Raw genomic sequence first — 17905 nt, 5'->3', positions numbered from 1 at the left:
ATACCAAAATGTCGAAAGCAAAAGACGTCCTGAAGAAGATCAAGGACGAGGAAATCGAGTGGGTCGATCTGCGTTTCACCGATCCCAAGGGCAAGTGGCAGCACCTGACCATGGTCGCAGGCGTCATGGGCGAAGACGAGCTTGAGGACGGCCTCATGTTCGACGGCTCGTCGATCGCCGGCTGGAAGGCGATCAACGAATCCGACATGATCCTCAAGCCCGATCTGTCGGAAGTCTGGACCGATCCCTTCAGCGCCACGCCGATGCTGATCATCAACTGCGACATCGTCGAGCCTTCGACCGGCGACTGGTACAGCCGCGACCCGCGCACCACCGCCAAGCGCGCCGAAGCCTACCTCAAGTCGACCGGCCTCGGCGACACCGTCTACGTCGGCCCCGAAGCCGAATTCTTCATGTTCGACGACGTCCGTTTCGAGGACGGCTATTCGGGCTCGGGCTTCTCGATCGACGATATCGAACTGCCGACCAACACCGGCAAGGAATATGACGGCGGCAACATGGCCCACCGTCCGCGCGCCAAGGGCGGCTACTTCCCCGTCGCGCCGGTCGATTCGGCCGTCGACATCCGCGCCGAGATGGTCTCGACCATGCTCGAAATGGGCCTGCCCTGCGACAAGCATCACCACGAAGTCGCCGCTGCCCAGCACGAACTGGGCCTGACCTTCGGCACGCTGGTGCAGACCGCTGACCGGATGCAGATCTACAAGTATGTCGTGCACCAGGTCGCCCATGCCTATGGCAAGACCGCGACCTTCATGCCCAAGCCGATCAAGCAGGATAACGGCTCGGGGATGCACACCCACATGTCGATCTGGAAGGACGGCAAGCCGCTGTTTGCGGGCAATGAATATGCCGGCCTGTCGGAAATGTGCCTCTACTACATCGGCGGTGTCATCAAGCACGCCAAGGCGCTGAACGCCTTCACCAACCCGACCACCAACAGCTACAAGCGTCTGGTGCCGGGCTTCGAGGCGCCGGTGCTGCTGGCCTATTCGGCGCGCAACCGCTCGGCCTCGTGCCGCATCCCCTATGGTTCGGGTGAAAAGGCCAAGCGCGTGGAATTCCGCTTCCCCGACGCGATGGCCAACCCTTACCTCGCCTATTCGGCGCTGCTGATGGCCGGTCTCGACGGGATCGAGAACAAGATCCATCCGGGCGAGGCGATGGACAAGAACCTCTACGATCTGCCGCCGGCCGAACTCGCCGAAGTGCCGACCGTGTGCGGTTCGCTGCGTGAAGCGCTCGACAGCCTCGCGGCTGACCACGACTTCCTGCTCAAGGGCGACGTGTTCACCAAGGACCAGATCGAAGCCTACATGGAACTGAAGTGGGAAGAGGTGATCCGCACCGAAACCACCCCGTGCCCGGTCGAATTCGACATGTATTACTCGATGTAATCCGACCCGGATTTCATCAAGACAGCAAAAGGCCCGGAAAGGTTCGTCCTTCCGGGCCTTTTTCGTGGCTCCTGCCCGGCGCTATTTGACAGGATTGGCCGTGAGTGCAGCGGCAAAGATCCGGTGGGTCGCCATCGCCCCGTCAAGGCACACCTGTTCGAGCAGCGCCGGATCGACACGGTACTGGTAGTTCGAAAAGTCATAGGCCCGGGTCGGCCGCCCCGGCACTGCCCCGCCCGGATCGGTCCACCAGGCATTGCTGGCGACATAGGAATTCCAGCGATCGACCTCGTCGCGGTTGTTGAAGCTGCCGGACTTGATCATCTCCCCCGCCTGCCCCAGCGCCACCCGATCCTCCAGCCGCAAATGGCCGCCCTCGCCCGCCAGCGCGATCTTGGCGTGATAGAAGCCGAAGCTGGTGAGCACCGGCACCAGATACATCCCCGGCTGAATCCCGACCGAGGCATTGCCGCCATAGACCTTGTGCCCGCTGCCGGTGAGCGCGGCAAAATCGAACACGATGCGCGGCAGCATCACCAGCGCCTTGGTCTCGACGCTGAGCGCATTGACCGCGCGCCAGTTGCCCAGCGCAAACGGCGACTGGTCGGACAGCGGCGCATCAAGGTGCAGGTTGATGAGCGGCTGATATTCAGGCGTCACCACCGCGATGGTGCGGGCATCGGCAAAGGGCTTCTTGACGAAGGGATCCTGCGTGACGGTGAGTTTCTGCACCGCCTTGCCCGTCATGAACTCGTCGGACGACACGACCGTGCGCCCGGTCGCCCGGATCTGGCCCACGAAGTCGGCGAACATCGCGTGGGCGATGCGGCGCAGCATCGCCGCATCGACCCCCACCAGATCGGCAGCGGCCTCCATCTGCACATTGCCCGCATCGCCCGTCGCACTGATCCCGCTGCGCAGCACCATGCCGAAACGGTAGGACGGGATCACGATGCGCTGACTGCGGGCGAGGACCTTGGCCATCGCCGTGTCGAAATTCTGCGCCGCAAGCGCGCCCACGCCGATCATCTTCTGCGCTGCCAGAGCCGGGGTGGCCGCTCCGCCGCCGATCAAGGCCGCGCCTGCCGCACCGATCGCTCCGCCCAGAACCGTCCGCCGATCCCATTGTGCGTGATCCATTACGCCCCTCCTCAAACCCCTATGGCCCCGGCCCAGGCTACCATCATGCGAGGGCCGACAACTTGGAAAAACCCGACCGGAATGCCCAGCCGCTGCGCAAGTGCGCTTCACCATGCCAACCCAAGCGGCTAAGCGGGCGCATCACATCCCTTCCGGAGCGCATCATGACTCAGTCCCTTCTGCTGGTGGCCGGCGGCCTTGTCCTGCTTGCGGTGGGCGGCGAGCTGCTGGTGCGCGGCGCGGTCGGCATGGCGGCAAGGCTGGGGATTTCGCCGCTGCTGGCGGGGCTGACGATTGTCGGCTTCGGCACCTCGACCCCGGAACTGGCGACCAGCGTGCAGGCCGCGATGGCCGGATCGCCGGGCATCGCGGTCGGCAACGTGGTGGGATCGAACATCGCCAACATCCTGCTGATCCTTGGGATTTCGGCGCTGATCCTGCCGCTGGCCGTCAACCCCCGCTCGTTCCAGCGCGATTCCATTGCGCTGGGTGGCAGTGCGCTGCTGTGCACCGGCGCGGTGCTGCTGGGGTCGCTCGGGCCGCTCACCGGGATCGTGCTGCTGGGCTGTCTGGTCGGCTATGTCTGGTGGGCCTACACCTCCGAGCGCGCGGCGGATGATGACGAATGCCACCGCCACGAGGCCGAGGCCGAAGACCGTCCCGTGCCGCCCGATACCGGCCCGGTGATCCTTGGCGGGATGATAATTGCAGGGCTGGCGGCGGCGATTTTCGGCGCGGGCTGGTTGGTCGACGGGGCCACCGTGCTGGCGAGCGCGGCGGGCGTATCGGAGAGCGTGATCGGTCTGACCGTGGTCGCGGTCGGCACATCCCTGCCCGAACTGATTGCCTGCATCGTCGCGGTGATCCGCAAGCACGCCGATGTGGCGCTCGGCAATATCGTGGGCTCCAACATCTACAATGTGCTTGGAATTCTGGGGGCAACCGCGATCATCCAGCCGATTGAAGTCCCCGCCGAAATTGCCGGTTTCGATATCTGGGTGATGCTCGGCGTCACCGCGCTGCTGCTGGTGCAACTGCGCAGCGGGTGGAAGCTCTCGCGGATCGAGGGGGCGCTGCTGGTGGTGCTCTATGCCGGATACACGCTGCTTCTGGCCACGCGCTGAGACATTCTTGCAACGCTGAACGCTTTATTCACAAAGACTTGGCGTGTGCAGGCTTGTCCTAGCAAACGGGCCGCCTAGTATGCCGCCACTGCACGGCGGGGGTTATGCCGTGCTCTCCAGAGAGAGGTCACCATGAAGATCACCAATGCGCCGCGTCGCCACCTGCTGGCGGGTACTGCCCTGTTTGCTTTGTCGATGGCCGCTGCTGCGACCCCGGCCATGGCCGTGGTTCCCAACGAAACCAAGACTCCCGCCGACATCGTCGACAACAACAATGTCTACAACGGCGTCGGGATGTTCTTCCGTTCCGATGGGTTCGTCTGCTCGGGCACGCTGATCAACCCGCGCACCGTGCTGTTCGCGGCGCACTGCGTCAATGACCTGCCGGAAGAGGCCTATAACGTCGATGACGTCCCGGCCGCCTGGTCGTTCAACGTCAATGCGCTGCCGGGCTTCCAGAACTGGTTTGCCAACAACTTCCGCAGCAACCCGAACCTCGGCGTGTTCAACGTCAACCGCATCTTCTGGGATGCGCGTTCGGTGCAGGACGCCTTCGGACTCGGCTTCATCGAGGCTGACATCGCGCTTGCGAGCCTTGATACCCCGGCGGCCGGCATCCCGACCTGGGCGCTGCTGTTCAGCACCCTGCCCGCGCCCGAGAGCATCGATCCGGTCACCGGCACGGGCTATCACGTCAACATCGTCGGTTACGGCGGCACGGGCAATGCGGCGCAGGGCGCGGTCAACGGCATCGACTGGCGCCGCCGCGCCGCGGAAAATATGCTCGGCGGGTTCTTCTCGCTCGATGATCGCGACAACGTGATCTTCGGCCCCGACGTGCCGACCTTCCCGCAGAACCTCTACCAGCTCGACTTCGACTCGCAGAACCGCCAGTTCTTCACCGACTTCAACGTTTATCGCGACGATGCCCTGCCCAACGAAGGCACCACCGCGGGCGGGGACTCGGGCGGCCCGCTGATCCTCGATGCGGCCAACAACGCGCTGACCAACGAGGACCTGGTGATCGGCGTCCTGTCGGGTGGATCGCGCTTCTTCGGCGGCCAACCGTTCAGCTCGATCGGCACCACCAGCTTCTACCAGCCGCTGTCGCTCTATTGGCAGTACATCGTCGAGAACAACCCCTACCGCTATGTCTCGGTCAAGGCCGGGAACGGCAACTGGGAAGACGCCAGCCGCTGGCAGACCGATCTCGACCCGATGTACCGCATCATCAATGCGCAGGGTCAGGTGGTCAACGGCCTGCCGACCACGCCGGAGCTTGGCCCTAACGGCACCGACGGTGACTTCGGCGCGATCTGCATCGAGTTCGAGGAACCGGGCGATTTCTGCACCGATCTTGCCACCGGCGAGACGACCGAAACCTTCCCCGGCGAAGGCGGCGGTCAGCAAAACTCGCGCGGCACCGCTGGCCTCACCAACAACCGCGCCCGCGTGTCGCTGGACGGTTCGATTTCGGCAGAGGAAGCGGCGCTTCCCGGCAATGTGACGACGCTCGAAGCCTCGCTCACCGCCCCGCGTGCCACCGCGCGCGCCGGTCTGGCAGCCGAAAACGCCGCGCAGAACGGCGCTGCAACCCTGCCTGCCCCGACGCTCGCCAATGGCCTGCCCGGTGCGACCGGCTTCGTGCCGAACAACATCAATGCCGTGACCACCGCGGAAACCCGCGTCGATCCGCGCTACTATGATGTCACCCTCGGCCAGACCGGCACCACCACGCTCAGCAGCACGGTCACCATCGACCGGCTGACCGTGCGTGGCAATGCCGGACTGACGGTCGCGGGCGCCGGCAACCTCACCTCGCTGATCGACATCAACCAGTTCGGCGGCCGGGTGAACGTCAATGGCGCGGTCACCTCGGTGGGCGATTACACGCTGTTTGCCGGGATGCTCGAAGGCACCGGCCGCGTGAATGCGCCGTTCCTCACCAGCGTCACGGGCATCTTCTCGCCCGCCACGATGGGCACCACCGGCACGCTGACGATCGGCGGCAATCTGGTGATGGCATCGGGCACCCAGTTCAACGTCGACCTCGGCACCGGCACCACGTCCGACCGGCTCGCCGTGACCGGGATCGCCAATGTCGGCGGTATCGTGAACGTGGGCACCGGCATCACCCAGCGGGTGAACGGCAATGGCCAGCTCTACACCATCGTCACCGGCACCGGAGGCGTCAGCGGCACCTTCACCGCGCGCTCGATCTCGGCGATCCTTGGTCAGCGCTTTATCTACAGCGCCAACGCGGTGCAGATGGAAATCACCGCAGCGAGCTATTCGTCGGTGATCGATCCGAACGATCCGGTGCAGGATGCCTATGCCCAGCTGTTCGACCAGAACCGCTCGAACGCTGCGCTGGCAGGCCTCTATGGCCTCGATTTCGAGACCGCTGGCACGATCCGCAGCACCTTCACGGGCCTTGCGCCGGTGAACGAACAGGCCACCCGTTCGGTCTCGCAGCTGTCGGTCAACCTGCTGCAGAACTTCAACGATGCCCGTCTGCGTGAGGCCGACAAGTCGCGCGCTGGCGGCAAGGTCGCTGTCACCGGGCGTCCGCTCGATCTGGCGCAGATGAGCTTCTCGCCCGCAGGCGCTCCGCTCGGCGGCGCGCTGATGGCGATGCAGGACGGCGGCGAAACCGAAATGACCGAGACGAGCCTGCCGGACAACGTCGGGATCTTCCTGTCGGGCGGCTATGTCAACGGCGACGCCGACAGCCTGCCGGGCTTCACGCAGGACACCGAGCTTGACGGCTACTTCATCGCCGGCGGTATCGAGTTCTATCCGGGCGACAACACCATGGTGGGTCTGTCGGGCTACTACAACACGATCGATGCCGACGTGCCGCTGGGCCAGCGCGTGGAGAGCGAGACCTACGCCGCCTCGCTCTATATGCGGCACGCCTTCACCGACGGGCCGGTGCTCGACGCGCAGTTCAGCATGGGGAGCCTCGGTCTCGACACAACCCGCTCGGTCCAGTTCCTGGGTGCGACCCAGACGCTCACCTCGACGTCGGATGATCGTCTGATCTCGGGCGCGCTGGGGCTGTCCTATGACATCAGCAGCGGCATCGGCACCTTCTCGCCGGGGATCGAGGCGCGGATCGCGAGCGTCGATCTGGGCGTCGCCCGCGAGACCGGCGGCAACACCGCGCTCGCTGTGTCGCGCGAGAACTTCGAGAGCAAGCAGGCGCGCTTCGGCTTCGATTACGAGAAGCTCGGCAAGGGCGTCTCGATCAACGCCAACGCCCAGCTTGTGTGGGAGTTCGAAGATGGCCCGCAACTGCTGGCTGCAAACTTCGCGCAAGGCACCGGACCGAACGCCAACTTCGTGCTCGACAAGGCCGATCACACCTGGGGTGAAGTCGGTATCAGCGCGTCGATCGGCGATGGCCCGCTCCAGCTGAGCGTCGGTGCGGACACCACGATTGGCCGCACCACTGCCGATGTGCAGGTGGTGCGCGGCACCGCGACCTACCGCTTCTGATTCCCTCGGATCAGGGCCACGAAAAAGGGGCGTCTGCCACGCGGCAGGCGCCCCTTTTGTTTGCCTTGGGTTTGCCGGTCAGCGGATGGTGAGCATCCCGCGGCGGCCGACCGCGATGAAGCTTGCGAGCAGCACCAGCACATAGAGCAGCGTCAGCAGATCGAGCGGCCGGGGCGCGCCGACATAGCCAAGGTGCGCGGCCATCGCCCAGACACCGATCACCAGCGACGCCAGCCCGTAACTCAGGGCGCCCGCCTCAAGATTAACGGCCGCCATCAGCTCGTCGCTGGCGCGATAGACCAGCACCGACAGGCCGATCCCGATCACCAGACACCCCGTGCCGATCGCCAGCGCAGCGCCCTGCGGCACCGGCCCATCGGGCGCGGCAAAGGCCAGCGTCATCAGCGACACGCCCCACAGCCCCATCGACCACCCCGACAGGATCAGCACCCGCTTCTGCTCGCGCAGTTCGTCGGCATCCTCGACATTGAGGAACCTGGCCCCGACGTTCGGACTGGCCGCACCCAGCCCGACGAACGCGCCGATCAGCACGTAAAGCGCGCCCACAACGGCCGCGATCATCGCTGAGGGTTCGAGGCCGCCCACCGCCGAACTGTCGATGAAATGCATCACCCCTGCGCTCATGGCGAAGCCCGCGACCCCGCCGATCAGTGCCGGGATCAGGAGCTTGCGCACCCAGCGCGGCAGGCCGGGTGCGGGGGCGGAGGACTTGTCTTGGGACATCATGCTTCAGGCTCCCAGTGATCGATGAACAGTTCCGGCACCGCGACCTCGAAAAGGCGCGCCATGCGCAGGGCGAGGGGGAGGGACGGATCATACTTGTCGGTCTCGACAGCGTTGATCGTCTGACGCGACACGCCGAGCCGCCGGGCAAGCTCGCCCTGGCTCCAGCCTTTTGCTTCGCGATAGTGCTTGAGGTGATTTTCCACCGTCGATCCCGGCTGCAAGTTGGTGAAGTGCATCCAGGCGCCGCCTTTGCTCGATCTCCGAATCCCGACGCCGCCTGACAAGAGCTCTTTACAGACAAGAACTCTTGTCAGTCAAGAACTCTTGTCACCTATCGCAGATTCCATTTTCCTACCTCGCAAGCCTGTGCCTAATACGCTGGTCTCACTGCATTTTCCTGCATCCGGAGGCGCTGCCATGACCGATCCGTCCCCCCCTTCCCTGCTCAGCGTCATGCGCAAGCTTGCCGCGATTCGCCGTCCGCGGACCAAGGTGCCGCACACCGTCAGCCCGGCGGGGATCGCGCTGATCAAGCGGTTCGAGGCTTGCGCCCGCCGCCGCGCCGACGGGATGATCGAGGCCTATCCCGATCCCGGCAGCGGCGGAGCGCCCTGGACAATCGGCTGGGGCGCGACCGGGCGCGACAGCTTCGGGCCCGGCATCATCGGCCCGCACACCCGCTGGACGATGGCGCAATGCGATGCCCGGCTGGTCGAGGATGTCGCCCGGTGTGCCGGACAGGTCGCCACCGTGATCGGCGCTGCGCCGACCACGCAGAGCCAGTTCGATGCGCTGGTCAGCTTCCACTACAACACCGGCGCCATCGCCCGCGCAACCTTGACCCGCAAGCATATCGCGGGCGACCATGCCGGAGCCGCGCGTGAATTCGGCCGCTGGAACCGCGCCTGTGGCCACGTGATGAAGGGCCTCATCCGCCGCCGCGCTGCCGAGGCGGAGCTTTACCTCAGTAATCCCGGCTGACCTGCACCAGCACCGAATCGCGCCCGATGGTCGACACCGTGCCCAGCAGGGCAAGCCAGCTGGTGATGCGATATTCGACCTGCGTCGCACTATAGCCGCGCCCGTCGGTGACCAGCTCGACATAGATCTGCCGGGTGATGTTCTTGCCGATGGCGATGCCCGTCTGCCGCCCGGTCAGCGGGTCGGCACTGACAATGCGCAACTGATCGAGCCCGATCGAGCGGCGCAAGCTGCCGATCGGGTCTAACCCCCCGCCCCCGCCCTGCAAGGCCGCCAGAGCCGCGGCCAGCTGCACCGCGTCCGTTGCCGAAAGCGAGGTCACCGAGCCTCCGAACAGCAACCGCGCGAGGATTTCCTCCTCGGGAAGCTCGGGGTCGGAGGAGAAGGTGATGGCGGGCGAAAGCGCGTTGCCGGTGATCGCAATATCGACATTGGTGCCGTTCTTGGCGGTTTCGGCCAGCACATCGAGGCGCGGGTTGATCGGCTCGTTCACGTCGAACAGGATCCGGCCGCGCGTGAGATCGAAGCGCGTGCCGGCGAAGGTGTAATCGCCCCGCACCAGTCGCGCGGTGCCGCCGATGCGCGGATCGTCAACCGTGCCGCGCAGGGCGATGTCGATGCCCCATTCGCTCTCAAGCCCGAGACCCTCGACCATCACCCGGCTCGGCGCGCTGGCATTGACGAGATAGCGCCACGCCGCATCGCGCGCGGAGACCTGCGTGCGCCCGCGACCGTCCTCTCCATTGATCTCGCGCGTGGCGATCCGCGGCAGCGCGCGATCCTCGTCGGCATTGCCCAGTGCCCACCGCGCCCGGTCGAGCGTGACCCGTCCGGCAATCGTGCCGCCCAGCCCATTGGAAACGATCCGCAGGGGGCCGGTGATCGTCGCTTCCAGCCCATTGCCGTCGAGCAGGCGCGCACCCTTGGCGGCGGCGCGCAGATCAAGCCCCGGCCCGCGCCCAGCCCCGATCCCGGCCAGATCGACCGTTCCGCTGCCGCTGATCGTGCCGCTGCCAGCGGTCGTCCCGGCAAAGCGTACAAGCTCGAGCCGCGATCCGGCAAACCGCCCGCGCGCATTGACCTTGGTGATGCGGGTGCCGGTGAGCGCGCTCTCGACCGTCAGATCATCGCTCGCAACGGTGCCGGTGATGCGCGGGTCGGCGAGCGTGCCTGTCGCCGTCGCCGCGATCCGAACCGGGCCAGCAAGGTCAAAGGCCTCGACCGCAGCCAGACGCCACAAGGTCTCAGCCGCGCCTTCGAAGGCGAGCCGCGCATCGAGCCGCCCGCGATTGAGCCGCTCGGTGATTGCGCCATCTTCGGGCAGACCGCCAATCCGCAACGCCACATCGCCGCGTCGTGCCTCGCCTTCAAACAGGCGCAGGGCGGCAGTGAGGCGCTGGGGCGCGAGGTCGACAACGCCAATCACGTTGATCGGCTTGGATGACAGCACAAGCCCGGCGCGGCTGAAGCGTTCGATCTTGCCCCGCGCCGAGGCCGAGGGCGGCGCGCGGCCGGTCTGGCGATAGTCGATCACCCCGGTCAGCCGCCCGCCAAGACCAAGGTCGGCACCCGCCAGATCGAGCAGGCGCAGCGGCATCTTCGAAAGCTTGAGTTCAAGCGCCGTCGTGCCGCCGCCGAAATTGCCGCTGGCAATGGCAAAGCCGCCGCCAAAGCCCAGCTGCGTGGGTGCAAGGTTCCAGCCCGGCTCGCCATCGCGCGAGGTCAGCACCGCGCGGCGGGGCATGGTGATCTCGGCCCCGCCATATTGCCCGCGCGCAACCGCCGCGATCCGTCCGGGCGCGACATCGGCATCGAAATTGAGCGCAAAGCGATCCGCCCTGCGGCCGGCGACGTTGCCGGTGACCTTGCCCCGGCCATTGGTGAGCGATGCCTTGGCGGTAAGGCTCGCCAGGCTAAGCCCGCCATATTCGAACCCTGCCGCCGTCACATCGGCATCGACACTGGTGCTGCCATCGGCATAGCGCCCGGTGGCGACGAGATCGGCGCGGGTGATGCTGATTGGCGTTGCGCCGCCAAAGGTGGCGTTGCGCGCTGCCAGATCGACCGCAAAGCCGATGGCGCCGGCCTCCTGGGATCGGAAGGCAAGCGTGCCATTGACCCCGCCGCCCACCAGTCGCAAATCACCGCGCGGGCCGGCATCCTCCAGCAGCACCTCGCCCGTCACGTTGGTGCGATAGACCTGAAGCCGGTCAATCGCGATCCGGGTGGGCGCATTTTCGGGCAGGAACAGGCCCAGCATCCCGTCGAACCGGCCGAGCAGCGAGTCCCCTTCAACCTCCAGCCCGAAGCCTTCAGCGCGCGGCGCGAGCGCGATGCGCACGTCCTTGAGGCCAGCGGCGGGATAGGGATCGGCCAGCACCAGCGTGCCGCGCGGGCCGTCAGCGGCCAGTTCGGCATCAATGGTGAAGGGGCCATATTGCGCCTGTCGCCCGCTGCCCGCAATCGCGGTGCGGGTGCCGCCGCTGCCGGGCACCACCTTGCTGTCGAGCCGGGCGGTGAGACGCGGGGCGGTGACGGTGGTGTTGCGCAGGATGATCGGCTGGCCTTGCCCCATCCCCAGCTCGCCCTTGAAGCGAACCGAGTCGCCCGCAAGGTTGACGATGGTGGCATTGCCGATCCGGCTGACGACGCCCGCCAGATTGGCGCGCAGGCTCCACGGCACAGCCGGGCCGAACTTCGCGAGGATCTTGGCATTGGCGGTGAGATCGCCCAACCCGTCGACCTTCAGGCGCTCGGCCGTGACCGGGCCGGCGATCGCATAGGCACCGGCTGGGATATTGCCCTCAAGGCTGAGCGTGGCGGCAAGGCCGGGAAAGCTGACCTCGGCGCGGTTTGCGGCGAGCCACTGGCGCGCCGTGTCATAGGTCAACAGGCCGGTGATGCGGCCACGAATGAGGCGCGGGTCGGCCTGCGGGTTGCCGGTCACCACGCGTTCGGCCGTCAGCGCCAGCGGCACGCGCAGCACGCCGCCCTCGAACCGCGCACTGCCGCTCTGGGCAAGGCCGCTGGCGACAACGCCCGAGGCGGCGAGGCGCGTGACGGCGATTTCGTGCTTGATCGCAAGATCGTCAAACGCGCCGGAAAGGCTCGCGGTGAGCGCTCCCCCTTCGATCCGCAGCGCCTCTCCGAACAGGTCGGGATCGCGCAGCGCCAGCTTCACCCGCGCCCCATCGACCTGCTTGTCGGCAAGGTTGGCGCTGCCCGCCGCGCGCCAATCGAGCGCGGAGGACACCGCGGCGAGGCGGCCTTCGACCACGCTGTCGGCCAGCGTGAAGCTCGCAGCCAGCGACAGCACATCGCCCGCAGCCCGGCCTGCCAGCGTCTCCGGCCCGAGCCCCGCGCGCAGCTGGCCGATCACGCCGTAGCGGCCTGCGTCATTGACCACCTGAAAGGCCGCGACCGGCGGGGTCTCGCCCGCATCGACACGCCGCGCCAGCGCCACGCCGCGCCAGCGCGCCCAGGTGCCATCACCGAGGATTCGCCCGCTATAGCCGCCCTCAAGCCCCGCCAGCCCCGCAATCACCCCGCCCGCAGGGGCAAGGGCATCGCCGGCAAGGTCGAAGCGGTCGCCATCGGGCTCGGCATCGAGCAGCAAGGTGAACCGGTCTGCCCGCCCCAGCCGCGCCTTGGCGTCGATCAGGGCGCGGCCCTTGCGGATATCGACCTGCGCGGTGAGATTGGCCCGCTCGTCCTGTGCCGTGGCGACGCCTTTGGCGATCACCAGATCCTCGATCGCGAGCTTGTCCACCCGGATGTCGAAATCGGGCAGCAGCGGCGCATCGGGATCGCCGGGGAGCAGTTCGGGGATCCGCGCCAGCCTGCCCCGCCGGGCGGTCACTTCACGGATGTCGAGCCCGCTCCACAGCCAGTTCAGCGGCCGCCAGTCGAGCCGCACTTCAGGGATGGTGAGGAACGCGCCCTTGGGATCGCTGACAGTCACCTGCCGCAGCACCGCCTGACTGTAGATGTCGCCCTCGATCCGCCCCACCTCGAACCTCAGGCCCGAGGCGGGAGCCACCGCTGCGATCTGATCGGCGATGAACCGCTTGCCCAGGGGTGTGGCGAGGAACAGCGCGACCAGCGCCAGCGGGCCGAACAGGATCGCCAGCGCCCAGCCGATGCGCTTGCCCCAGCGCCGCCCGCGCGGTGACGGCGGCGGCGGGGGCGGCGCGGTTGCGGGCATTTCGGGCGTGCTCTCCGCCATCAGAACGCCTGGCCGAGGCTAACATAGACCACCACCGGGCTATCGAAGGCGGTCTTGTTGAGCGGAGCGGCAACGTCGACGCGGATCGGGCCGAAGGTGGTCTTGTAGCGGATGCCGACGCCAGCGCCCCAGCGGATCTCGTCAAAGTCCGGGGTCGATCCGCGCGCGACCGATCCGGCATCGATGAAGGGCACGACCTCGACCGCACCGTCCATCAGCGGCGTTTCGATGCGCGCCTCCAGGGCGAATTCGACCAGCGAGGCACCGCCGGTCGGGTTGCCTGCCGCATCGCGCGGGCCGACGCCCTGGAACCCGTAACCGCGCACCGACGCCCCGCCCCCGCCATACAGCCTGCGCGAGGGCGCAATGTCGTCGATCCCCGCGCCCTGGATCGTTGCCGCGCGCACCCGCCCGGCGAGCACCGCGCGGCCGAAGGACTGGTAATAGCTCGCATCCCCCTGCGCGCGCAGATAAAAGCTCTCCGACCCGTCCGAACGCGACACTTCCGGTTCGAGGAACAGCGTTGCCCGGTAGCCCTCGCTCGGATCGAGCAGATCGTCGCTTGCATCCAGCGTGATGCTGCCGAAGAGCCCCGCGATCAGATAGGCCTGCCGCGCCTGCACCGCGCCCGGCGCGACCCGGATCAGGCGGTTGCGTTCATCGGTGTAGAGCAGTTCGCCGCCGACCTGCCAGCTCACCGGCTTCTGGAACAGGATGTTCGACACCTTCTCGAAGGTCGCCCGCATCCCGCCCCCGCGCGAATCCACCGCCTGCGTGGTGATGTCGCTCGCGAACAGATCCACGGTCAGCACCTGATCGCGCCCGAGGAAGTTGTTGCGCCGCACGCCCACGCTGCCCAGCACCTCGCGCGTGCCGAGGATGCCGCGCAGCCGCAGCGCACCTTCGGGCGGGAAAAGGTTGCGGTGTTCCCACCGGCCCTCGACCTTGAAGCCGTCCTCGGTGCCGTAACCGATCGCGCCGGCAATCGTGCGCAGGGGCGCCTTCTCGAGTGCAACGTCAAGCGCCACTTCGCCCGGCTGATCGGCGGTTGGCGCGCGGGTTTCGCGCGGGGTCACGGTCACGCTGGAGACAAGACCCGTGGCGATGATCGCGCGGCGCAGATCGGTCTCGAGGCTCTGCTGGAACACATCGCCCGGTTCAAAGCGCGCAATCCGCCCGAGATGCTTGCCCGACAGGAACCGCGGATCGCTGCTGACGACCTCGCCGAACACATATTTGCCCTTGGGTTCGACAGTCAGCGTGAGATCGCCTTCGGTGCGAGCGTGGTCGATCAGCAGTTCTGGCTCGGCCACCTCGGCGAAAGGATAGCCGCTTTCCCCCAGCGCCACGCGCAGCTCCAGCTCACGCTCGACGATCCGGTCGGCATAGAGGGGATCGCCCGGTTTGATCCCGAAGGCGGCCATCAAGCGGCTGGCATCCGGCTCGGGCAGCGCGGGCAGACGGCCCAGATCGATCACACCGAAGCGGTAACGCGGCCCCGGCAGGATATCGAAGCGCACACTCGGCTCGCGCGCGGCGGCCTCGGCAGCTTCGTCGCTGACGCTGCCCGCGCGCCTGCCGCCCGCCAGCTGGCGCACCACCTCGCCGTTGTAATAGCCATAGGTGCGCAGGATATCGCCGAGCAACTCTTCATCCGCCCGCGCCCGCGCAGCGATCTGCGGGACGGATTCGGCCCCGTCATCAAGCGCCCGCAAGGTCGACAGATCCTTGAACCGCTCGACAAACTCGCCCTTCTCCGGGAAGGCATCATCGGCCACCGGCAACGCCAGAACCAGCGTGCTGTTGATGCGCGTTTCCGCCAGTTCGGGTGCCTCGGCAAGCACCGGTGCGGCAATGCTGGCGAGCGCTTCGAGCGCGGGATCAGGCGGGAGCGGCTGCGGGTCTTCCAGCGCGAAATCGCTGAAGCTTGCCGCCATGCCGGGCGCGAGCGCGGGGGCGGGCGCGAGGCCTGAGGATGGATCGGCGGCGCGGTCGGGCAGACCGGTCTGAAGATCGGCAAAGGCCTCCTCGTTCAGAAAGGCTTCGCTGTCGGCCAGCGGGCTTGCCGGATCCGCGATCGGGGCGGCATTGTCCACCCCGCGGGTGGCCCAGGCTTCGGGGTTGCTGACCGCTTCGGCCGGGATCAGATCGTCAAGCGATTGCGGAACCGGGGCGGGTTCGGCCTCGGCTTCGGCCGGGCGCTGGTCGGTCGCAGGCGTTTCGGCGGGCTGATCCTGCCGGGCAGCGGCAGGCGCGGGGCTCATCAGCAGGGCGAGCGCAAGGCCCAGACCCAGCGACCCTGAGCCCATTCCGGTGACGATATCAGTACCGCTTACGCCTTTCGGCGCGGACTTAGCTGGCCGTGAATTTACCAGGCTGGCCATCCTTGCCCCGCACGCCTGCACCGGCGGTGACGAGGTTCTCATCCTGAGGACGGCGCGGCGCCGTGGCGGCGGCGATCAGCCGGTGCTGCTCGCTTTCCTCCATCAATTGCCAGCCTTCGCGGGTGAGGCGTTCGAGCGGGCGATACCGCACCTTGTACTGCATCCGCGGGCTGCCCTCGACCCAATAGCCGAGATAGACGTAGGGCAGACCTTCGGCTGCGGCGCGGCGGATATGGTCGAGGATAATGAAATTGCCGAGGCCCACGCGGCCCGGATGATCGGGCTCGTAGAAGGAGTAGATCATCGACAGCCCGTCACCCTGACGATCGGTGAGGCAAGCACCAACCAGCCGCCCCGGCTTTCCGTTCGGCCCGGGCTCGCGATATTCGGTGACCACCGTGCTGACCGGGGTGTGTTCGATCATGTCGGCATAATCGAGCTCGTCCATCGCCGACATCCCGCCATCGGGGTGGCGCTGGCCGAGATAGCGTGCAAGCAGCGCGAATTGCTCGTCGGTCGCCCAGGGGCGACATTCGGTGACGATGAGATCGCTGTTGCGCTTCAGATCGCGCTTTTGCGTGCCCGAAGGCTGGAACTGCCCGGCCAGCACCCGCACCGACACGCAGGCCTGGCAATCAAGGCAGGACGGGCGATAGGCCACCGTCTGACTGCGGCGAAAGCCGATGCGGCCGAGCGCCTCGTTGAGCTGGTCAGCGTGCGGCCCCTTCAGCTCGGTGAACACCTTGCGCTCGCTCCGGCCCGGCAGATAGGGGCACGGCGCAGGGCTGGTCACGAAGAACCGGGGAAAGCGGATCGGTGCCGTCACGGGTGGAGCCTATCCTTGCTGCGAGTGAATCGCGGGTCGTGAAAGTGTTAAGAAAATCTTATGCCCGCACCACAGTTCCGGTAAAAGTCCCTTAACCATGAAAATATCACGAAATACGCAGACACTCTCACGGCTCGTCGCAAAAGCGCGTCCGCTATGGCGCAAACCGGGACGGTTGCGCGCATTTTGGTAGAGGTGGGCGTCCCCGGCCTCAGCCGAGTTCGACGAGCTGCACTGTATAACCCTTGGCGCGCAGGCCTTCGACCAGCCGCTCGACCTGCTCGGCATCGCGCGCCTCACATTCGATGTCGGTGATCAGCCCCTTGGCCGGCAGGGTGGTGAAGATCCGCTGGTGATAGATCTCGATGATGTTGACGTTGTGCTCGTCGAACAGGCGCATCACCTTGAACAGCGCACCGGGGCGATCCTGCAGCGTGATCCTGAGGCGCGCGAGGCGGCCCTGCCGGGCAAGATCGCGCAGCAGCACATTGGCGAGCAGGCGCGTGTCGATATTACCGCCGCACAGCGCCAGCCCGATGCTCTTGCCCGCAAATCGCTTGGGACTGCCCAGCACCGCCGCAAGCCCTGCCGCGCCCGCACCCTCGACCACGGTCTTCTCGATCTGGAGCAGCAGCGCGACCGCCTTTTCGAGCGCCGGTTCGTCGACAAGCAGAATATCGTCCACCCGCTCAGCGATGACCTTCGAGGTGAAGTCGCCCGGCACCTTGACCGCGATGCCTTCAGCCAGCGTGTCGCCGCCGCACGGCAGGCTGCCACCCTTGATGCGGTCGAACATACTCGGGAACAGGCCCGCCTGCACGCCCACCACTTCAATCTTCGGATTGAGCGCCTTGGCGACCGTCGCCATCCCCGAGATCAGCCCGCCCCCGCCGATCGGCGTGACGATGCAATCGAGATCGGGCTTCACCTCCAGCATTTCCAGCGCGACGGTGCCCGCCCCGGCGGCGACATGGGGATCGTCGAAGGGGTGAACGAAGGTCAGTCCCAGCTCGCCTTCGAGCTTGCGGGCGTGGGCATAGGCCTCGTCAAAGGTCTCCCCTTCCAGCACCACGGTGCCGCCGACGCTCTCGGTCTGCATCACCTTCACCGTGGGCGTGGTGCGCGGCATGACGATGGTGACGGGCACGCCCAGCCGGGTGCCGTGGTAGGAAAGGCCTTGGCTGTGGTTGCCGGCCGAGGCCGCGATCACCCCGCGGCTGCGCTGTTCGTCATTGAGCAGCAACAGCGCATTCAAAGCCCCGCGTTCCTTGTAGGCGGCGGTGAACTGGAGGTTTTCGAACTTCAGCCAGATGTCCGCGCCGGTAATCTCCGACAGCGTGATCGAATGCATCATCGGGGTGTTGACCACCGCGCCCTTGATCCGCGCGGCAGCGGCGCGGACGTCGTCGAGGGTAAGGTCGGCCGGCGTGGCGGCGGCGCCCTTGGGATGCGAAATGGCTGGTTGTGTCGACATGGTGGGCGCGGATTAGAGCCTCGGGGACGCAAGGGCAATCAGCCTCGCGCCGATTTCGGCAAAGGAATTCTGTGCGGGGGTGAAA

Annotated in this window: 11 protein-coding genes; 4 read left to right on the top strand and 7 right to left on the bottom strand. The window is 66.6% G+C overall.

The features are described 5' to 3' along the window. The first annotated feature begins 8 nt into the window (after positions 1–8). Positions 9–1418: a type I glutamate--ammonia ligase gene (glnA, locus tag PS060_RS10135; RefSeq protein ID WP_273982907.1), complete on the top strand. Its 1410-nt coding sequence runs from the start codon at positions 9–11 to the stop codon at positions 1416–1418. An 81-nt stretch (positions 1419–1499) separates the two neighbouring features. On the opposite strand, the gene PS060_RS10130 is transcribed toward glnA, so the two are convergent. Further along, positions 1500–2558, bottom strand: coding sequence for a hypothetical protein (locus PS060_RS10130; RefSeq protein WP_273982905.1), 1059 nt, complete (start codon positions 2556–2558; stop codon positions 1500–1502). 164 nt (positions 2559–2722) lie between these two features. On the opposite strand from PS060_RS10130, the gene PS060_RS10125 reads away from it, so the two are divergent. Together PS060_RS10125 and PS060_RS10120 are read left to right on the top strand one after the other, a co-directional pair. Further along, positions 2723–3682 (top strand): calcium/sodium antiporter, encoded by a 960-nt coding sequence (locus tag PS060_RS10125; RefSeq protein WP_273982903.1) that lies wholly within the window; start codon positions 2723–2725, stop codon positions 3680–3682. Between the two features lie 132 nt (positions 3683–3814). After that, positions 3815–7183 carry an autotransporter domain-containing protein gene (locus PS060_RS10120; protein ID WP_273982901.1) on the top strand — a complete coding sequence of 1123 codons (3369 nt, stop codon included), beginning with the start codon at positions 3815–3817 and terminating at the stop codon, positions 7181–7183. Positions 7184–7261: 78 nt separating this feature from the next. Here PS060_RS10120 and PS060_RS10115 read toward each other — a convergent pair whose 3' ends face one another. Together PS060_RS10115 and PS060_RS10110 are read right to left on the bottom strand one after the other, a co-directional pair. After that, a complete protein-coding gene (locus PS060_RS10115; RefSeq protein WP_273982899.1) occupies positions 7262–7930 on the bottom strand; it encodes a hypothetical protein in 669 nt (222 codons plus the stop codon). After that, positions 7927–8166 carry a helix-turn-helix transcriptional regulator gene (locus PS060_RS10110; RefSeq protein WP_443112378.1) on the bottom strand — a complete coding sequence of 80 codons (240 nt, stop codon included), beginning with the start codon at positions 8164–8166 and terminating at the stop codon, positions 7927–7929. Before PS060_RS10110 ends, PS060_RS10115 begins: the two co-directional genes overlap by 4 nt. Positions 8167–8347: 181 nt before the next feature. On the opposite strand from PS060_RS10110, the gene PS060_RS10105 reads away from it, so the two are divergent. Next, positions 8348–8911 (top strand): lysozyme, encoded by a 564-nt coding sequence (locus tag PS060_RS10105; RefSeq protein WP_273982897.1) that lies wholly within the window; start codon positions 8348–8350, stop codon positions 8909–8911. On the opposite strand, the gene PS060_RS10100 is transcribed toward PS060_RS10105, so the two are convergent. The 4 genes from PS060_RS10100 to PS060_RS10085 form a co-directional block, all read right to left on the bottom strand. Further along, positions 8895–13136 carry a translocation/assembly module TamB domain-containing protein gene (locus tag PS060_RS10100; protein WP_273982895.1) on the bottom strand — a complete coding sequence of 1414 codons (4242 nt, stop codon included), beginning with the start codon at positions 13134–13136 and terminating at the stop codon, positions 8895–8897. The genes PS060_RS10105 and PS060_RS10100 overlap by 17 nt on opposite strands. Continuing rightward, positions 13136–15400 (bottom strand): BamA/TamA family outer membrane protein, encoded by a 2265-nt coding sequence (locus tag PS060_RS10095; protein WP_273982893.1) that lies wholly within the window; start codon positions 15398–15400, stop codon positions 13136–13138. Before PS060_RS10095 ends, PS060_RS10100 begins: the two co-directional genes overlap by 1 nt. Before the next feature lie 88 nt (positions 15401–15488). Beyond that, the gene (locus PS060_RS10090; RefSeq protein WP_273982892.1) at positions 15489–16346 is read right to left on the bottom strand and encodes an arginyltransferase; all 858 of its coding nucleotides are present in this window, start codon (positions 16344–16346) and stop codon (positions 15489–15491) included. Between the two features lie 211 nt (positions 16347–16557). Next, positions 16558–17820 carry a threonine ammonia-lyase gene (locus tag PS060_RS10085; RefSeq protein WP_273982891.1) on the bottom strand — a complete coding sequence of 421 codons (1263 nt, stop codon included), beginning with the start codon at positions 17818–17820 and terminating at the stop codon, positions 16558–16560. Positions 17821–17905: the final 85 nt, after the last annotated feature.

This window comes from Erythrobacter sp. BLCC-B19, from assembly GCF_028621955.1.
Lineage (GTDB): Bacteria > Pseudomonadota > Alphaproteobacteria > Sphingomonadales > Sphingomonadaceae > Erythrobacter.
Note: the sequence above shows the minus strand (reverse complement) of the source record. Positions and strands in the feature narration are given on the sequence as shown.